Origin of the sequence: Polaromonas aquatica, from assembly GCF_042659145.1 — a bacterium.
Taxonomy (GTDB): Bacteria; Pseudomonadota; Gammaproteobacteria; order Burkholderiales; family Burkholderiaceae_C; genus Polaromonas; species Polaromonas aquatica.
The window spans coordinates 378,331-393,159 of the sequence record NZ_JBHSRS010000013.1 but is presented as its reverse complement, the minus strand read 5'-3'; the positions used below and the strand labels follow the sequence as shown (position 1 = coordinate 393,159).

Genomic DNA, 14,829 nt, shown 5'->3' with positions numbered 1-14,829 from the left:
CAAAGCAAAACGCCCCGGCCAATGAAGGTCGGGGCGTATGCTGTCTTGGGGATTTGCCTGCATGCGGTCTGATTGCCGCCTGCCTGCTGTCTGCTCAGGCAACCAGTTGCATGGCATGGTCCAGGGCACGCTGCTTGAGATTGGCACCTGCACCAAACCACGCGGAGTCCATGCGGTAGTCCTGATTGCGTGCCCGGCGTTCGTGGTCAACGTATTCGGTAACGGCATTCAGAAGCCCCCAAGCTGTACCACTGGCAGAAGCTAGGTCGGCTCCCCTGCCCTTGCCTTCGTACATGGCCTGGACTTTCTTCAGCGCGCGTTCATTCATGAGGCCTGCAGCAGGATCAGAATGCCCATCGGTCTGGCACATGACTTTCAGGAAGTAGTTCATGGATTCGTGGCTTTTGACTTTGCGCTCGGTCAGGGTCTTCATGCGGTACATGAAAGAATCCCATTGGGAGACGGCAATGCCGAGTTGCCGCTTGACCAATTGGGCGTCGAAGACGGTGCTGTGGGGCACCCTGATGGCGCTGGTGGCCCCGGCCAAAGCCACAGCAAGGGTGTTGTTGCAAACGACCCGCACTGTCGTGGGTGTTGCCGTTGTGGCGAGGGTGCCGTCGCAGGAAGTGGCCAGCAGGATGTAACCCTTGACCACGTCCTTGCCTTTGAGGCTGGTTTCCTTGCCGGTTTTGGCGAGAGCCCAAAATTTCTTGCCAGCTTTGAGCACACCTGCGGTTTCCAGCTCGAAGCCTGAGACTTCCGTGAGGTCGCGGTAGAACTCCAGGACGGCTCGGGGCTGGACCACCTGGTAGCGCTGGGAGACGACGGATAGGGGGGCCTGGGTATCGCTGCGGTACAGAACCTTCTGCTCATCGAAGGATTTGATGGAGCCGAGGGGGCCTGCGCTGTCGGTCATGTAACGGACCGGGGTTTCGCAGATTTTCCAGTCCATTCCGGCTTGTTTGGCCCAGATATCCAGGGACTGTTTGGCCGGGAGCTTGCGGCCAAGAGTGTGCCAGGGGGTTTCGCCTGTAAAGGCCATGGTGGCGATTGCGTGTGACATAAGTGTTTCCTTTTGCTGTGATGAATGCAATGAAGACGCGCACGGCTACGCCCCGGCAGAAGCTGCCGGGGCACATGAGTGCGCTATGGGTTGGGAGGGGAAAGTGAGAAAAAGCCCGGCGCGGCAGCTGCCAGCAAGACTTGAGGGTTTACAGCTACTGCTGGTAGACCTCATGGGAAAAAGGCGTCTCGGACTCTCTGCCTGGGCTGGTCGAGCTGGTAGAGCTGTCGCTGAAGGTATGGCTGCAGGCAACGCACCGGTAGTTGTTGAGGATGTTTTTGTCGACGGCTTTGCCTAACGTTGTTCCGACTTCGCAGCCAAGAATTCCACCGAAGATGCCTCCCAGCACGGCACCGGCGATGGTGCCTACAAGCGGCCCTGCAGGGGGCGCAATCATGCCGGCAGTCCGTCCGATGCGGGCACCCTTGATGGCACCACCAATACCGCTGGCTGCGCCTGCGACTGTGCCGATGGTGCCGCCTGCACGAGCGGCGATGTTGCGGGGAAGGATATGGTCAGATTTGCATTTGGGGCAATGATTTAAAGACAAATGAATGTTCCTTTTGAGGCGTTGAATTAAGGGTTGATGGGGTTGTTTGGTCTGGTGGGTGGATCAGTGGGGCTCTCTCCTGATCTTTTCGGCATAAAGCCTCAGTCCAATGGCGGACAGGGCTCCGGCGGCAAACACAATAAAAAACGCCGCCAGGGTCTCCAGCGGCGAGGTATTGGTGGGCATGGGTATTCCTCAGGTTGTGGGCAAAGGTTGGAGATGGGGTGAAGAAAGGCCTTCAGCCTCACGGGCTTCCAGCAGGATCTGACGCATGAGTTCGCCGAAGGACTCGGCTTGTGAGGCTTGGGGGAAGTCGGCTATGGTTTCTATGCCGCCTGTTTCCAGGTGCAATGCGACGCTCCAGAAATCTGGAGAAACGGTTAAGGCGTGTTCGTTGGCCTCGAACCGTTCAATGCCGTGGTTTGCGCTGATGCAGGGATACACCTCGATGGCGTCGTATTCTTCCAGAGCAAGGACGGGGCTGGCCAGGCTGAAGGTTTGCAGTTTGTGCTGTTTGCCGGGATCGGCAGGGTTGACAGTAGAGGCGTGCTGGAGCCGGTAAGCGTCTTTGGGACGCAGTACGGTGCTGCCGATTCCGGTATTGAAATACTCCAGCCCCAGGCCGTCCAGAAGAGCCCGGTGGTGAGTGTCGGGGATTTTGAAATGATTTCTGGCCCAACAGATGGCGGCTATGGCTGCGGGTGTGACAAGACCTTCGGGGTGCAGTCGCCAGCACAGGTCTGTGTCGACTGTGACCAAGCCGTCGGTTTCATTGGGTGGGATGTAGGGCTCGAATTCCGTGGAAGGATTGGTTTTTGTTTTAAATGAGACGGCATCAGCTTGTACCGGTGATGTGGAATGCCCATGAGGGCTAAAAGTCTGGGTCATGAATAGCTCCAGGTGAGGTGGCAGCAAATGGCTGCTTCTAGAGTGGATGGAAATCACTGCAATTGGCGAGTCATGCGGCGCTTGATGACACGGGCATAAAAAAGCCGACTACCCAGTGAGGGCAAGTCGGCCTTAGTGTTCAACGTGAAGGGGGTTCGTCGGGGACTCAACCCGGACGCAAGAAAGTCATATATCGCCGAAAAAGTTTGAGATCCAGACAATCAACCATCAATCGAGCCAATGCATAGGGCTTTCCTGATCAAGGACCAGCTTGAGAAATAGGCCTCTTGAGAACCAAAAGGACATTTCTGCAGCAAAAGACCATTGATCGCTAGACTCTTGCAAAAAAAGCAATACTGTTTAAAAATACAGTCATCAATGTTCACAGGAGATTGGTCATGGCTAGCTACATATTTGTATCCCCTCGCTCCGATCCAGGAATGGGACGACCGTTGGCCGATCCCATTCTCCGCGCGGGAGTGCGTCCCACCATGGGAACGTGCAGGCCTGATCTCCGGCGCTTGGTGAGCAAGGGGGATCAGATATTTGTCATCAGCGGCAGCATGGGGAAGCAATATCAACAATACGTGATCGGTGGCCTTGAGATCGACACCAAACTCGAAGATCAACTCGTCGCTTACCGGGACTTCCCGGAAAACAGACTCCAAGACATCGCCGGTCAACGACTAGGCAATATCATCGTTACGGCGGACGGTACTCAAGATCCACGCGACAAGCATTCGAATTTCGATACGCGTATTCGAAATTATTTGGTCGGAAAAAATCCAATCGTTCTCGAAAGCAATCGCGAAATCCAATTGGGTCGTGAGCGATCAGTGGATATCCTGGCAGATGTATTCGATAAAAGGGCAGCGCATAGCATTCGAGAAATCGTCGGACGTATGCGCAAGCTTTCGGACGATCAAGCTGGGCGTCTTCGCGCCGCGCTCCTAGACCTCAAACGTGAGGCGCGCCCGTGAATAGCATTTCCGACCATTTAAGCAGTCGTCGCCTTACGGTGAATACGGCGGCGAAAAATGCCGGATTGTCAGTTGAGAGGTTTCAGGCGGTAGCCTCAGGAAGCGAGGCAACGCTGAGCGAAATGCGGGGAATCGCAAAAGCGCTCCGCGTGCCTCTTTCAACGCTTGTAGACGACGCACCAGCTGAGCCAATAAAAGTTCTATTTCGACAAACGCTGGGGCAACGCGAATTCAAGGTCTCCACTTCTGTCGATGTCATTTCTGAGCAGATCAGGGACACGCTGATCATTGCCGAAGGCCTTCCGAAGAACACTTCTTGGCTTGATCTTTTTCGAGGCATAAAACCCACTCTGGAGGCGGCCGAAGGCTTCGCGGAGTTGTTTAGAAAAGCTTTTGGCCAACTTGATGATCAAGAACCCTTCGACCACCTTCCACGTGTGGCCCACGAGCTAGGCATCTATTTGCTGTATTGCCGGGACTCCAGTGTTGAGGGCGTATCGGCAATTGTCGCCGAGCGAGCGATCATCCTTCTAGGTCCTCGGAATTTCAAGCCTCGAATGCTTTTCACTATCGCCCATGAAGTCGGACATCTCGTGGCGCACCACGATAAACGCGATGGCGGCTATGCAATGCTGGATCGCGAGGCGGATTTCAACGGCATACCAAAGTCATCCAATCGTGAAGAGGAAAAGTTTGCAGACGCGTTCGCTTCCTCTCTGGTTTTGCCCAGGCATGGCGTTCTGGTGGCAGTCAAAGCGATACGCGAACAGCTCAAAGCCACTGGGCCGCTAGGGGACATAGAAATCTTGTGGTTGGCCCACCTGTTCAATGTCAGCTTTGAAGTGGCAGCGCGTCGATGTGAGCAATTGCAGTTACTGCCTCCACGAGGCGCGCGCGCACTTTATCAGCGGCTCATGGACGACTTCACCAATCCAGAACGACGCGCGGAGGAACTAGGTATTCCGAAGCGGGCGGAAATTGAGATGGACGTATCTCCCTCACTGCTCCTGGCGGCGGTTCAGAAAGTGCGCTCAGGAGACTTGTCAATTGGGCGAGCAGCGGAGTTGCTCAATGTTCCTGTCTCGAAGCTTTTTGTAGCGAACACCGAGTCTGCCGTGTGATTGTCATCCTCGACGCGTCGACATTGTTCAATCTCGCGAACGGGGAAACATTCGGGACTATTTTGAAACTGCCTCAGAAGCGGTTCATGGTTAGCAAAGTCGTGAGAGGCGAATCGCGAACCATAGCGGACGCGATCGATGAGGCTGTGGAGCTCGGACACCTAGGCTTGGTTGACGATTCGCTCATCTCAGTCAAGCAGTTTTCTGAAGCGAGGCATAGGCTTCAACTTGACGCAGGCGAGACTGAATGCATTTTGGCGGCAGCCGCGATGGGCTGCAGCGTAGCGTGCGATGACCAAGCTGCGCGAAAAGCCATCATCAGGGAGCTAGGCGAAACTCGTTTGACCGGCTCAATCGGCCTTTTGAAGATCGCTGTAGGCGCTCGCGCAATCACTTCGACAGAGGCGTTCAAGGCCTACGAACTCATGCGGAGTCGCGGTGGTTTTCTACCAGCACGAACCGCAAACGCGTTTTGCTGTTAAATCGCTTCAACTCGCAGCCCCAATTTGTCGTTCCGAAGAGGGTTGGCGCCATTCTGACCCAACGACTGGCGGATTGACACAAAGGGATTGCCGATCACTTTTTTCATTTGAGTGGTAGCTTTGAACCATTTTCCGCACTCGTCACATTCATGGTCAATGTGGGGAGTGAAGGCCATCGTCCCCTGATCAAAGTGAGATGCGCCACAGTGGGAGCAGATCAAATTCACCACTCGCCCCTCCAAATGCGGCATCGCGCTTTGGGCCATGAATGTCCGAACCTGCGCCGCATCAAGCTCGATGCCATCGATTTTGACTTTTGCGTAAGTGTTGTCCAAAGAAGGCATCTCTTCAACTTCATCGACAAACCCATGAAGATGAATTCCCTCCTCTTCGGCTTTGCTCGATGTCCAGATGATTGCGGGATTCGATCCCCATATTTGCAATCCACCTGGATAGTCAGCCTGCTTGATACTTATATTTCTTGGCGCCGCGACGCTTTTACGCCGTTTGGTTTCGATCAGCGTCTTCACCCGCGCCAATGGATTTCCGATTCCATGCGCCGTATCCGAAAAATGGCGTCCACAACCGTGGCACTGGTGACGACGGTGCATATGGACCGAGAACCAATCTCTATCTAAATGTTCAAAACCGCAGTAGCCACAGGCTACCGAAGTAGTCTCAAATCCAAACACGCCTGAAACCATATAGTTAATTGCATCGATCTCATCCACTTGCGCCCAACCATCGGACAGCAAGTCCATAGTTACGGGAATACGCAGCTTGCGATAGGTCCAATCGATGACCTTGTTACCGCCAGCAGCCTCCCTAGCGTGAACATGTATGCCACGGTCCACCGGCCTTTTTGTCGTGTCATATACCGCTGGCACGGACCCCCAAAGGGCGACTCCGCCTGAATATTGATTGAGATCGAGATCCAACGTCTCCGCAGCGGTAATAGGAACATCATCCGCGGCAACGCACTTGTCTGCCGGGGTTCCATACTTTGCCGTCGCGTTAGCATGATGGAATAGACACCAGTAACGGGTACCCCCATCCCTTCGTTTACCTACGTCGACTATGTTGCAATCCATCTGCGGTCCTCGTTGAATTTATGCGCCCTGTCTCTGTGCGTCGTTCTCATTATGTTTGACGTCGAGCTGCCGTCGTCCTCCTGCAAGTAGCTGAGCAGCATTTCTGAAGTCTTGAAAGAACTCGGCGATGTAATTTGGGCATCGCGCATAGCAAGACGTCCCGACTTGGACAAATGACTAAGCATTTTGTTTAGACTTAGCTGCACCGGATTGCACTAAATGACAGGCGCTTTGCAACTATTAAAAGCGGGGGAATAATTGGGGGAACGGGCTGCGATATAATTCACCAAGTTAAATAATGACGGGCCTTTCAAGGCTAGATAGGAACGACGCCTCTTCCGCCAAAGATTAATTCAATTTGATCTTATGCAGTCTCCAAACTGCCCTGAAAGCCCCACTAGCTGGGGCTTTTTTGTGCCCGGTCATTCCCCAAAATCGCCTGGTCTTTACAAGACCGACATACACATCCTCTTGTTTTCCGGAATGCCCATCATCACATCCGTCTGGCAAAGCGCTTTCGCTCTTTGAAGGGATTCCCATGCAATATGCATCCATCATTCAACGCGCAGCCAGGTGGCTTGCGGTCGCCGCATTTTTAAGTTTCGGTTTCGCCATGGCCCAGTCTGAGCCCGGCATGAACGAAATTTATGCAACAGCCCGGGCCGGCAAGCTGGACGAGGCTCAAAAAATGATCACGCACGTCCTGATCACGCACCCGGACAGTGCCAAGGCTCATTTCGTACAAAGCGAGCTGTTTGCGCGCCAGGGCAATTTGAACAAGGCCCGGGATGCCCTTGGTGCAGCGGAAAAGCTGGCTCCGGGATTGCCGTTTGCCAAGCCTGAAGCTGTACAAGCCCTGCGTTCGCAACTTTCGGCCAGGAACGTGCCTTCCGTCACAGGTGATCCGCCAGTGCGCAAGCTGGCCCCGGTTACCGCGCCCTCCTCCTCATCATCATGGGGCCTGCCTCTACTGCTGGCAGCCGGCGTGATAGGCGCGGGTTATTTCATCTTCCGCCGCCGGGCACCGGTACAAGCTGTCCAGCAACCGGTCTACGCCAATCAGGATGGCTTGAGCGGTCCCCAGACCTTTGGAGCCGCAACCATGCAGCCAGCTCCTGGTCAGCCGCCAGGTAGCGGGCTTGGCGGCCAGGTCATGGGCGGGATTGCAACGGGCCTGGCGGTAGGCGCCGGCGTGATGGCGGCAGAGGCCATTGGCCGAAACCTGATGGGGAGCCGCAGCCAGACCGGCCTGCTGCCGGAAAACCGTTCAAACAACGACTATCAGCCCGGCACCGCAAACACCGACATGGGTGGCCAGAACTTTGGTGTCAATGATCCCGGCTCCTGGGACGATGCCGGAGCCGCTGACGCCGGTGGCGATTGGGACAATTAAGCCGGGTTGGTCAATACGCTTTGCCGCTGGAAAGCCAGGCTGCTACGAAAACCAAACCGAAGAATCAGCCAGGACTGATCTTCAGCTTGAGTTTTTCGATGATTTTCTTGTTGTTGCTCGTGGTCGCATCCAGTCTCTGCCGAAGCTCTTCTATGGAGCCGTTTTGAGGGTAGTCAAAACCTTGAGCCGCAAGAACCTGGCGATATTTTGCTGAACCGATGACTTTTTGCAATTCGCCCTGTATTTGATCGGCAAGCGGCTTGGGTGTGCTGCTCAACATATACACCCCAATGCCAGCGTTGGGCATGACAAGGTCCGGCATTCCCAGCTCGGCAAAGGTCGGGACATTGGGCAGATAGGGGGAACGTGCAGCGGCCGCAACTGCCAGTGCATTCAGCTTTCCGCTCCTGACAAATGGAAGCACGGTGCTGACGACATCGAACGTCAACTGGACGTGGTTTCCCATCAAATCGGTCAGCGCGGGAGCCGAGCCCTTGTATGGCGCCACGACCATGGAGCTATTGCTTTTTTCCCGGAGAATTTCGCTCAAAAAATCTGATCGATTCCCGGGACTGAGGCTCGCGATGCTGACTGACTGGGGCTTGAGCCTGGCATATTCGAATAATTCCGGGATATTACGTGGCGGAAAATCAGGGTTTTTCACTAGGACATGGACCATGCTTGCAGCTTCCGCCGTGTAAGTAAAGGTCTTGAGCGGGTCGTAGGGCATTTTTACGGCGAGCGGGATATCGGTAATGAGGCTCGATGGTCCGACCATCAGGGTATGGCCATCGGCGGGTGCGCTCATGAGTGCCCGTTCGGCTATGACGCCTGAGCCACCTGGCTTGTTATCCACCAGGACAGTCTGTCCAAGGTCGGCTCGCAGTTGCTCGGCAAGCAGGCGTGCTACTGCATCCGAGATACCGCCAGCTGGCGCAGCGACTATCAATCGAATGAGCGTGTCAGGCCACTTTTGTGCCTGTGCTGGTGGTACCGCAACCAGCAAGGACACGACGGATACCGCAAATACCTTTAGCCTCAATGAGTTAAATATCATGTTGTTTGACCTTAAAAATATCGATGATCCGGTCAGGAGAGTTCGCGAATGAGCTCTTCAGCCTGCAGCCACTCGCCAAAACCGGATGCGGGATTGAGGTGCCCGACGTTGCCCAGATCTATCGTCTGGCTACCCCAGGCCCCGGCCAGTTCGCCCACACGCACATACTCTCCAAGCGGATCATTCCGGCTCATCGCCACCAGGCTGCGAAACGGGAGGCGCTCGCGCGGCACGGGCAGCCAGCCGCCAGCCTGCAAGGCATCCAGGCCCGGGTAGCCGGCCGGCATGGGGCTGTCGAAATCTGGAGGGGTTGCCAACAAAGCGCCGCGCACCGCATTTGCATGGCTCGTGGTCCTGGCCCAGTGCGCCACCATGATGCAGCCTCCGCTATGCGCAACGATCACCACGGGGCCCTCAATGGCGGCAATCTCGCGCTCGATGGCGTTTATACGGTCAGCGCAGTTCAGGTCCTCCCGGCCCATGGGCGGCACCGTACGCGCTTGAGGCAAGCGCGCCGCAAGCAGGGTTTGCCAATGCTCGCTCACATGGTCGCGCAGACCGGGGACAACAAGAACGGTTGGGGTCGTTGATGTCATGTTGACCACTTCTCAGTACGGCAAGTCACCCATGATTGCCGTGCGCTCCATCTTGCGATGGCATGGCGGGTAATCCATCACGGCGTAGTGCTGTGTCGAGCGGTTGTCCCAGAAGGCAACACTGTTTTTCTTCCAGCGAAAACGCACCTGAAATTCGGGAATGTTCGCCTGGCTGGTCAGGTAGTTGAGAAGCTGACTGGAACCCGGTGACTTGTCCAGGCCGAAGCGCACGTTGGCCGGCGTGTTGTAGTTGGTGAAGTGCGTCGTGAAGCTTGCATTGACAAAGAGAATCTTCTCATCGGTTTCGGGATGAGTGCGAACAACCGGGTGCTCAACGTCCGGGTACTGAGCCTTCAGCGCCAGGCGCTTTTCGATAGGCATCACGGCGCCGAAGCTCTGCTCGATACCATGGCGCGCGCGCAATGGGGCGATCGTCGTCTTGATGTCCTCGGGCAACTGCCGGTAAGCCTCGACCATGTTGACCCACATCGTGTCACCGCCCACGGGTGGGCACTCGATACAGCGCAGCACCGCGCCTAGCGGAGGCTTTTCACGCCAGGTGGCATCGGTGTGCCAGGAGTTCTCGTTGCGTTCGGGAGGACTCTCAGGTGTTTTGTAAATCTGGACCAGTCCCGGATGATCAGGATGGCTGCCCACCACGGGATGGTCCTCCAGCTCGCCAAAACGGCGCGCGAAGGCCACGTGCTGGGCGCGCGTGATGTCCTGGTCGCGGAAAAATATCACGCGATGCTTTAGCAGCAGCGCCCGGATCTCTGCCATCAGCGAGTCGTCCTCTGCTGCCGCGCCCAGGTTAACGTTGCCGAGCTCGGCGCCAATCGTGCATGTGAGCGGCTCGACCTGGATCGAATTGCCCAACGAAGCCGCACGAACCACTGCGGGCGCAGCTTTCAAAGCTTGAGTCATGATGGTTTATCTCCTGTTATAAAATGGCGCGATAAGTCAAGTGTGGCTGTGGCAAAGGGGCCGCGCTTGACAATACATGACAAGCATTTAGCATTTCATGCCAATCCTATCTACCGATGTCATCCCTTGTCCGTGCTGCGTGCCTCACTAACTACAGTGCGGTGGCCCTTGCCGCCGGCTTGACCCCGGCCCGCATGCTCCTGGACGCAGGGCTGAGCCCCAGCGTATTGCATGAGCCGGATATCATGATCCCGGTGGAGCGTTTCGGGCAACTGCTCCAGGCCTCTGCAACCATGTCGGGCAACGAAAGTTTCGGACTCTGCATGGCCGAGTCACGCCTGTTGTCCAATCTTGGGGCGGTCGGATTGCTGATCCGTGACCAGGCGACACTGCGCGATTCGCTTTACATGCTGATGCGCTATCGGACGTTGCTCAACGATGCGCTGTCGCTGGCGATCGAGGAAAACGCCGGAACGGTCGTTATCCGGGAGGAAATAATGGCTGGCAGCGCGCATCAGCCCACACGCCAAAGGGTTGAACTGGCGCTGGGGGTCATGGTGCGCCTGATACGCCAGCTCCTCGGGGCCGACTGGCAGCCGCGGCGGGTGTGTTTCGCGCACTCTGCGCCGCGTGACCTTGGCACGCATCTGCGCCTGTTTGGCCGTTGCGTCGAGTTCGACCATGACTTCAACGGCATCGTCTGCGCGAAAACCGATCTTGATGCACGCAACCCATCGGCCGATCCCGCTATGGTGCGCTATGCGCAGCAACTGATAAACGCATCGGCCAAGTCGCAGGGGGCGACAATGTGCGAGGACGTGCGCAGCGCTATCTTGCTGCTGCTTCCCAGCGGGCGCTGCAGCATCGAACAAGTGGCCGAGCACTTGGGCGCGGTGTGCCGAACGGTCCAGCGCCGGCTGGATGAACAGGAGCAGAGCTTCTCGTCGATGCTGAACGACATCCGCAAGGAACTCGCGGCACGTTATGTTCTCGAGAGTGATCGCCCGTTAACCGAAGTGACAGCGCTGCTCGGTTTTTCTGCACCCAGCAGTTTCTCGCGTTGGTACCAGGCCCAGTTCAGTTGTAGCGCCAAGGAAAGCAGGTCAACACGCCTCGCTGCCCGCCGCCGTACAGCGGCATGAGCATCCACACGCCCAACGCCAGCTTCACGCCACACCCGTCCAGGTTGCCTGATGGGCACCCAATTCAGGGGGAGGCAAGTCAGCCTTTGGCCGAACGCCATCCATCAGCATTGGATTGGCAACCATGGGCGGAACCGACTGATCACTCGAATCCAGTTTCATGCCGCGCGCGGCCACATGCGGGTGGGCCATAACCTGGGTGATGTCCAGAATCGGTGAGCACGGGACGCCAGATGAGTCCAGCACCCGAACCCACTCCGAGGTGCCCCGCTGCAACGTCCATCCGGTAATCATGGGTACCAGCGACTGGCGGTTTTCAACCCTTGCAGGATTTGTGCTGTACCGCGCATCGCCCGACACAAGGCCCTGGCCGGCCGCCTCGCAAAAACGGGCAAACTGGCCGTCGTTTCCCACAGCCAGCACCATGTGGCCATCGCGCGTGGGAAACACCTGGTAAGGAACGATGTTCGGGTGCGCATTGCCCATGCGGGTTGGCGTCGTGTTTCCAATGAGCTGGTTACTCCCCTGGTTCGCCAGCATGGCCACCTGCACATCGAACAGTGCCGCATCGATGGTGCGACCACGCCCTGTTTGCTGTCTTTCATACAAGGCAGCAAGAATGGCCGTGGTCGCATAGACGCCGGTCATCAGGTCGGTCACGGCCACCCCTACCTTTTGGGGCTCGGCGCCCTTCTCGCCGGTGATGCTCATCAGCCCGGCTTCAGCCTGGATCGCAAAATCGTACCCAGCCTTGTGTGACAAGGGGCCATTCTGTCCATAACCGGTGATGGAGCAGTAGATCAGCCGTGGGTTAATGGCGCGCAGGCTGGCAGCATCCAGCCCGTACCTGGCCAGTTGCCCCACCTTGTAGTTCTCGATCAGCACATCAGCGTCTCGAACCAGGGCCTGCACCTGCTGAATGCCTTCAGGGCTGGCGATATCGATGGCCACTGAGCGCTTGCCCCGATTGGCGCAGATGAAATAGGCTGCAACCCGCTTCTCGCCCTCCCCCCACCAAGGCGGCCCCCAGGTACGGGTGTCATCACCTGCTCCGGGACGCTCGACCTTGAGGACGTCCGCACCGTAGTCGGCCAACAATTGGCCGGCCCACGGGCCCGCCAGCACACGAGACAGGTCAAGTACGCGCACGCCTGCCAAAGGATGCGGTGTTTCGCCTGCACCGCTGGCGATCCCGGGTGCACGAGCGTGTGAATGGTCCATCTGGAATTCCCTTGTTCAGGTTCAAGCCAATGTCAGGAGAAAGCGGCAATGCCGGTGATGGCGCGGCCCAGAATGAGTGCATGCACGTCATGCGTGCCTTCATAGGTGTTGACCACTTCCAGGTTGACCAGGTGACGGGCCACACCGAACTCATCGCTGATGCCGTTGCCGCCCATCATGTCGCGCGCCATGCGGGCAATGTCCAGCGCCTTGCCGCAGCTATTGCGCTTGAGTATGGAGGTGACTTCGACCGAGGCTGTACCAGCATCCTTCATGCGCCCCAGTTGCAGACAGCCTTGCAGGCCCAGGCTGATATCAGTCAGCATGTCGGCCAGTTTTTTCTGGATCAACTGGTTGGCCGCCAGGGGCCGACCAAACTGGTTGCGGTCCAGCACGTACTGGCGCGCGCGGTGAAAACAGTCTTCGGCCGCGCCCAATGCACCCCAGGCGATGCCATAACGCGCGCTGTTCAGGCAGGTGAAGGGGCCCTTCAGGCCACGCACATCAGGAAAGACGTTTTCTTCCGGCACGAACACCTCGTCCATCACGATTTCTCCGGTGATCGAGGCACGCAGGCCCACCTTGCCATGGATGGCGGGTGCACTCAGCCCTTTCCAGCCTTTTTCCAGGATAAAACCGCGGATCGCGCCTTCGTCGTCCTTGGCCCACACAACGAATACGTCAGCTATCGGGCTGTTGGTGATCCACATCTTGGCGCCGGTGATCGAGTAGCCCCCCGGCACTTTCTTGGCGCGGGTGATCATGCTGCCAGGATCGGAGCCATGGTTGGGCTCGGTCAGGCCAAAACAGCCCACCCATTCGCCACTGGCCAGTTTCGGCAGGTATTTTTGTTTCTGGGCTTCGGAGGCAAATTCATTGATGGGCACCATCACAAGTGAGGACTGCACGCTCATCATGGAGCGGTAACCGCTATCGACCCGTTCGACTTCGCGTGCCACCAGGCCATAACAAACGTAGTTCAGGCCGGAGCCGCCATACTGCTCAGGGATGGTGGCGCCCAGCAGACCAAGTTCGCCCATCTCATTGAAGATGGCGCGGTCGGTTTTTTCATGGCGGAAGGCGTCTTGCACACGCGGCAGCAGGCGTTCCTGGCAGTAGGCATGGGCAGCGTCGCGCACCTGGCGCTCTTCATCACTGAGTTGCTGGTCCAGCAGAAAGGGGTCGGACCAGGAAAAATGGGGGGCTTTATTCATGGCGTGTATCTTTCCTAAAAATGACGATAGCTCATAGTACTTTTGACGCACCATTAGAAGCAAACGATTATTTTTCAAGCTGATATGAGGTTTTCTATTAAATGGAGCGTTGGCTGATGCAGAATTGCGTGAGCTGCACACCTCCACATGAGACCCTCTTATGCGCCGCAAACTTCCTTCCACCCAGGCACTCAATTGCTTTGAAGCCGCGGCGCGACACCAGAGCTTTACACGTGCGGCACAAGAGCTTGCCCTGACACAGGGAGCCGTATCACGCCAGGTGACGGCACTGGAAGCCTTTGTCGGGGTGACGCTGTTCAAGCGCAGCCAGCACGGCATGACACTTACCCCTGCCGGAGAGGACTACGCGCGCCTGGTGTCACGTCGGCTCGACTCCCTGGAGCGCGACACGCTGGACCTGATGGGTCGTCAGGACCAGGGCGACGCCCTGACGCTTGCGGCCGTGCCTACCTTTGCCACGCGCTGGCTGATCCCGCGCTTTCCGCTCCTGGCACACGAACAGCCGCAGCTACAGGTTCATATCGAAACGCGCACTCGCCCCTTTCTTTTTGGCGATACTGGGATTGACGCCGCGCTTTACGCCGGCACGCCAGAGCAGGTACGCCAATGGGCGGGTACCCAAGCCACACTGCTTTGCCCGGAGGATGTGCTGCCGGTATGCAGCCCGGCGCTGTTGACGGACATGGGCGAGGTGAGCCCCGAAATTTTGGCCAGCATGCCCTTGCTGCAGCAGTCCACGCGCCCAGAGGCCTGGCGAGACTGGTTTGACGCCCAGGGTATTTATGCACCCCGCTCCATGGCAGGACCAAGGTACGAGCTTTTTTCCATGCAGGCGGCCGCCGCGAGTTGTGGCCTGGGCGTGGCACTGATGCCAACGCTGCTGATTCAGGCTGAATTGGCAAGCGGTGCGCTGGTCGTGGCCTGCCCCAGACCTTTACGAGGTCAACGCGCCTATTACCTGGTGCAACCAGACTTGCAGGAGAGAACTGCGCTGACCTGTTTCAAGGAATGGCTGCTGAGGCAAAGTCACTAAACTGAACACATCCAGCTTTACCGCATGCAGCCATCTTCGAAAATGCGGGATGT

The 14,829-nt window shown here is 57.1% G+C and carries 15 protein-coding genes; 5 read left to right on the top strand and 10 right to left on the bottom strand.

Annotated elements, in window-relative coordinates; genetic code table 11:
• Positions 1-94: 94 nt before the first annotated feature.
• The 4 genes from ACFQND_RS06005 to ACFQND_RS05990 form a co-directional block, all read right to left on the bottom strand.
• Positions 95-1,063 (bottom strand): DUF932 domain-containing protein, encoded by a 969-nt coding sequence (locus ACFQND_RS06005; protein ID WP_371435748.1) that lies wholly within the window; start codon positions 1,061-1,063, stop codon positions 95-97.
• 154 nt (positions 1,064-1,217) lie between these two features.
• Complete coding sequence (locus ACFQND_RS06000) at positions 1,218-1,613, bottom strand: hypothetical protein (RefSeq protein WP_371435747.1); 396 nt, start codon at positions 1,611-1,613, stop codon at positions 1,218-1,220.
• Positions 1,614-1,676: 63 nt separating this feature from the next.
• Positions 1,677-1,799, bottom strand: a complete 123-nt coding sequence (locus tag ACFQND_RS05995; protein WP_371435746.1) for a hypothetical protein — start codon at positions 1,797-1,799, stop codon at positions 1,677-1,679.
• A gap of 9 nt (positions 1,800-1,808) precedes the next feature.
• On the bottom strand, positions 1,809-2,501 hold the full coding sequence (locus ACFQND_RS05990) for a hypothetical protein (protein ID WP_371435745.1): 693 nt from the start codon (positions 2,499-2,501) through the stop codon (positions 1,809-1,811).
• 398 nt (positions 2,502-2,899) lie between these two features.
• On the opposite strand from ACFQND_RS05990, the gene ACFQND_RS05985 reads away from it, so the two are divergent.
• Both ACFQND_RS05985 and ACFQND_RS05980 read left to right on the top strand, forming a co-directional pair.
• Entirely contained in the window at positions 2,900-3,481 is a 582-nt protein-coding gene (locus ACFQND_RS05985; protein ID WP_371435744.1) for a hypothetical protein, read from the top strand.
• Entirely contained in the window at positions 3,478-4,602 is a 1,125-nt protein-coding gene (locus ACFQND_RS05980) for an ImmA/IrrE family metallo-endopeptidase (protein ID WP_371435743.1), read from the top strand. Before ACFQND_RS05985 ends, ACFQND_RS05980 begins: the two co-directional genes overlap by 4 nt.
• A gap of 478 nt (positions 4,603-5,080) precedes the next feature.
• On the opposite strand, the gene ACFQND_RS05975 is transcribed toward ACFQND_RS05980, so the two are convergent.
• On the bottom strand, positions 5,081-6,175 hold the full coding sequence (locus tag ACFQND_RS05975) for a hypothetical protein (protein WP_371435742.1): 1,095 nt from the start codon (positions 6,173-6,175) through the stop codon (positions 5,081-5,083).
• A gap of 538 nt (positions 6,176-6,713) precedes the next feature.
• Here ACFQND_RS05975 and ACFQND_RS05970 point away from each other — a divergent pair.
• Positions 6,714-7,568: a tetratricopeptide repeat protein gene (locus ACFQND_RS05970; RefSeq protein ID WP_371435741.1), complete on the top strand. Its 855-nt coding sequence runs from the start codon at positions 6,714-6,716 to the stop codon at positions 7,566-7,568.
• A 64-nt stretch (positions 7,569-7,632) separates the two neighbouring features.
• Here the strand turns inward: ACFQND_RS05970 and ACFQND_RS05965 are convergent, their stop codons facing one another.
• The 3 genes from ACFQND_RS05965 to ACFQND_RS05955 are packed head-to-tail and all read right to left on the bottom strand — an operon-like array spanning position 7,633 to position 10,085.
• Positions 7,633-8,625: a Bug family tripartite tricarboxylate transporter substrate binding protein gene (locus ACFQND_RS05965; RefSeq protein ID WP_371435740.1), complete on the bottom strand. Its 993-nt coding sequence runs from the start codon at positions 8,623-8,625 to the stop codon at positions 7,633-7,635.
• Positions 8,626-8,657: 32 nt separating this feature from the next.
• Positions 8,658-9,221: an RBBP9/YdeN family alpha/beta hydrolase gene (locus ACFQND_RS05960; RefSeq protein WP_371435739.1), complete on the bottom strand. Its 564-nt coding sequence runs from the start codon at positions 9,219-9,221 to the stop codon at positions 8,658-8,660.
• Between the two features lie 12 nt (positions 9,222-9,233).
• Positions 9,234-10,085, bottom strand: a complete 852-nt coding sequence (locus ACFQND_RS05955) for a TauD/TfdA dioxygenase family protein (protein WP_371435769.1) — start codon at positions 10,083-10,085, stop codon at positions 9,234-9,236.
• Positions 10,086-10,261: 176 nt separating this feature from the next.
• Here ACFQND_RS05955 and ACFQND_RS05950 point away from each other — a divergent pair, with 176 nt between their 5' ends.
• Entirely contained in the window at positions 10,262-11,287 is a 1,026-nt protein-coding gene (locus tag ACFQND_RS05950) for an AraC family transcriptional regulator (protein WP_371435738.1), read from the top strand.
• A 24-nt stretch (positions 11,288-11,311) separates the two neighbouring features.
• Here the strand turns inward: ACFQND_RS05950 and ACFQND_RS05945 are convergent, their stop codons facing one another.
• Both ACFQND_RS05945 and ACFQND_RS05940 read right to left on the bottom strand, forming a co-directional pair.
• The gene (locus tag ACFQND_RS05945; RefSeq protein ID WP_371435737.1) at positions 11,312-12,508 is read right to left on the bottom strand and encodes a CaiB/BaiF CoA transferase family protein; all 1,197 of its coding nucleotides are present in this window, start codon (positions 12,506-12,508) and stop codon (positions 11,312-11,314) included.
• A gap of 32 nt (positions 12,509-12,540) precedes the next feature.
• Entirely contained in the window at positions 12,541-13,722 is a 1,182-nt protein-coding gene (locus ACFQND_RS05940; RefSeq protein ID WP_371435736.1) for an acyl-CoA dehydrogenase, read from the bottom strand.
• A 160-nt stretch (positions 13,723-13,882) separates the two neighbouring features.
• Between ACFQND_RS05940 and ACFQND_RS05935 the strand changes: the two genes are divergently transcribed.
• Complete coding sequence (locus tag ACFQND_RS05935) at positions 13,883-14,776, top strand: LysR substrate-binding domain-containing protein (RefSeq protein WP_371435735.1); 894 nt, start codon at positions 13,883-13,885, stop codon at positions 14,774-14,776.
• The last annotated feature ends 53 nt before the right edge of the window (positions 14,777-14,829 follow it).

Coding starts and splice junctions, on each gene's coding strand:
- ACFQND_RS06005 (WP_371435748.1), bottom strand. CDS start 1,063: ATGTCACACGCAATCGCCACCATGGCCTTTACAGGCGAAACCCCCTGG.
- ACFQND_RS05995 (WP_371435746.1), bottom strand. CDS start 1,799: ATGCCCACCAATACCTCGCCGCTGGAGACCCTGGCGGCGTTTTTTATT.
- ACFQND_RS05990 (WP_371435745.1), bottom strand. CDS start 2,501: ATGACCCAGACTTTTAGCCCTCATGGGCATTCCACATCACCGGTACAA.
- ACFQND_RS05985 (WP_371435744.1), top strand. CDS start 2,900: ATGGCTAGCTACATATTTGTATCCCCTCGCTCCGATCCAGGAATGGGA.
- ACFQND_RS05975 (WP_371435742.1), bottom strand. CDS start 6,175: ATGGATTGCAACATAGTCGACGTAGGTAAACGAAGGGATGGGGGTACC.
- ACFQND_RS05970 (WP_371435741.1), top strand. CDS start 6,714: ATGCAATATGCATCCATCATTCAACGCGCAGCCAGGTGGCTTGCGGTC.
- ACFQND_RS05965 (WP_371435740.1), bottom strand. CDS start 8,625: ATGATATTTAACTCATTGAGGCTAAAGGTATTTGCGGTATCCGTCGTG.
- ACFQND_RS05960 (WP_371435739.1), bottom strand. CDS start 9,221: ATGACATCAACGACCCCAACCGTTCTTGTTGTCCCCGGTCTGCGCGAC.
- ACFQND_RS05950 (WP_371435738.1), top strand. CDS start 10,262: ATGTCATCCCTTGTCCGTGCTGCGTGCCTCACTAACTACAGTGCGGTG.
- ACFQND_RS05945 (WP_371435737.1), bottom strand. CDS start 12,508: ATGGACCATTCACACGCTCGTGCACCCGGGATCGCCAGCGGTGCAGGC.
- ACFQND_RS05940 (WP_371435736.1), bottom strand. CDS start 13,722: ATGAATAAAGCCCCCCATTTTTCCTGGTCCGACCCCTTTCTGCTGGAC.
- ACFQND_RS05935 (WP_371435735.1), top strand. CDS start 13,883: ATGCGCCGCAAACTTCCTTCCACCCAGGCACTCAATTGCTTTGAAGCC.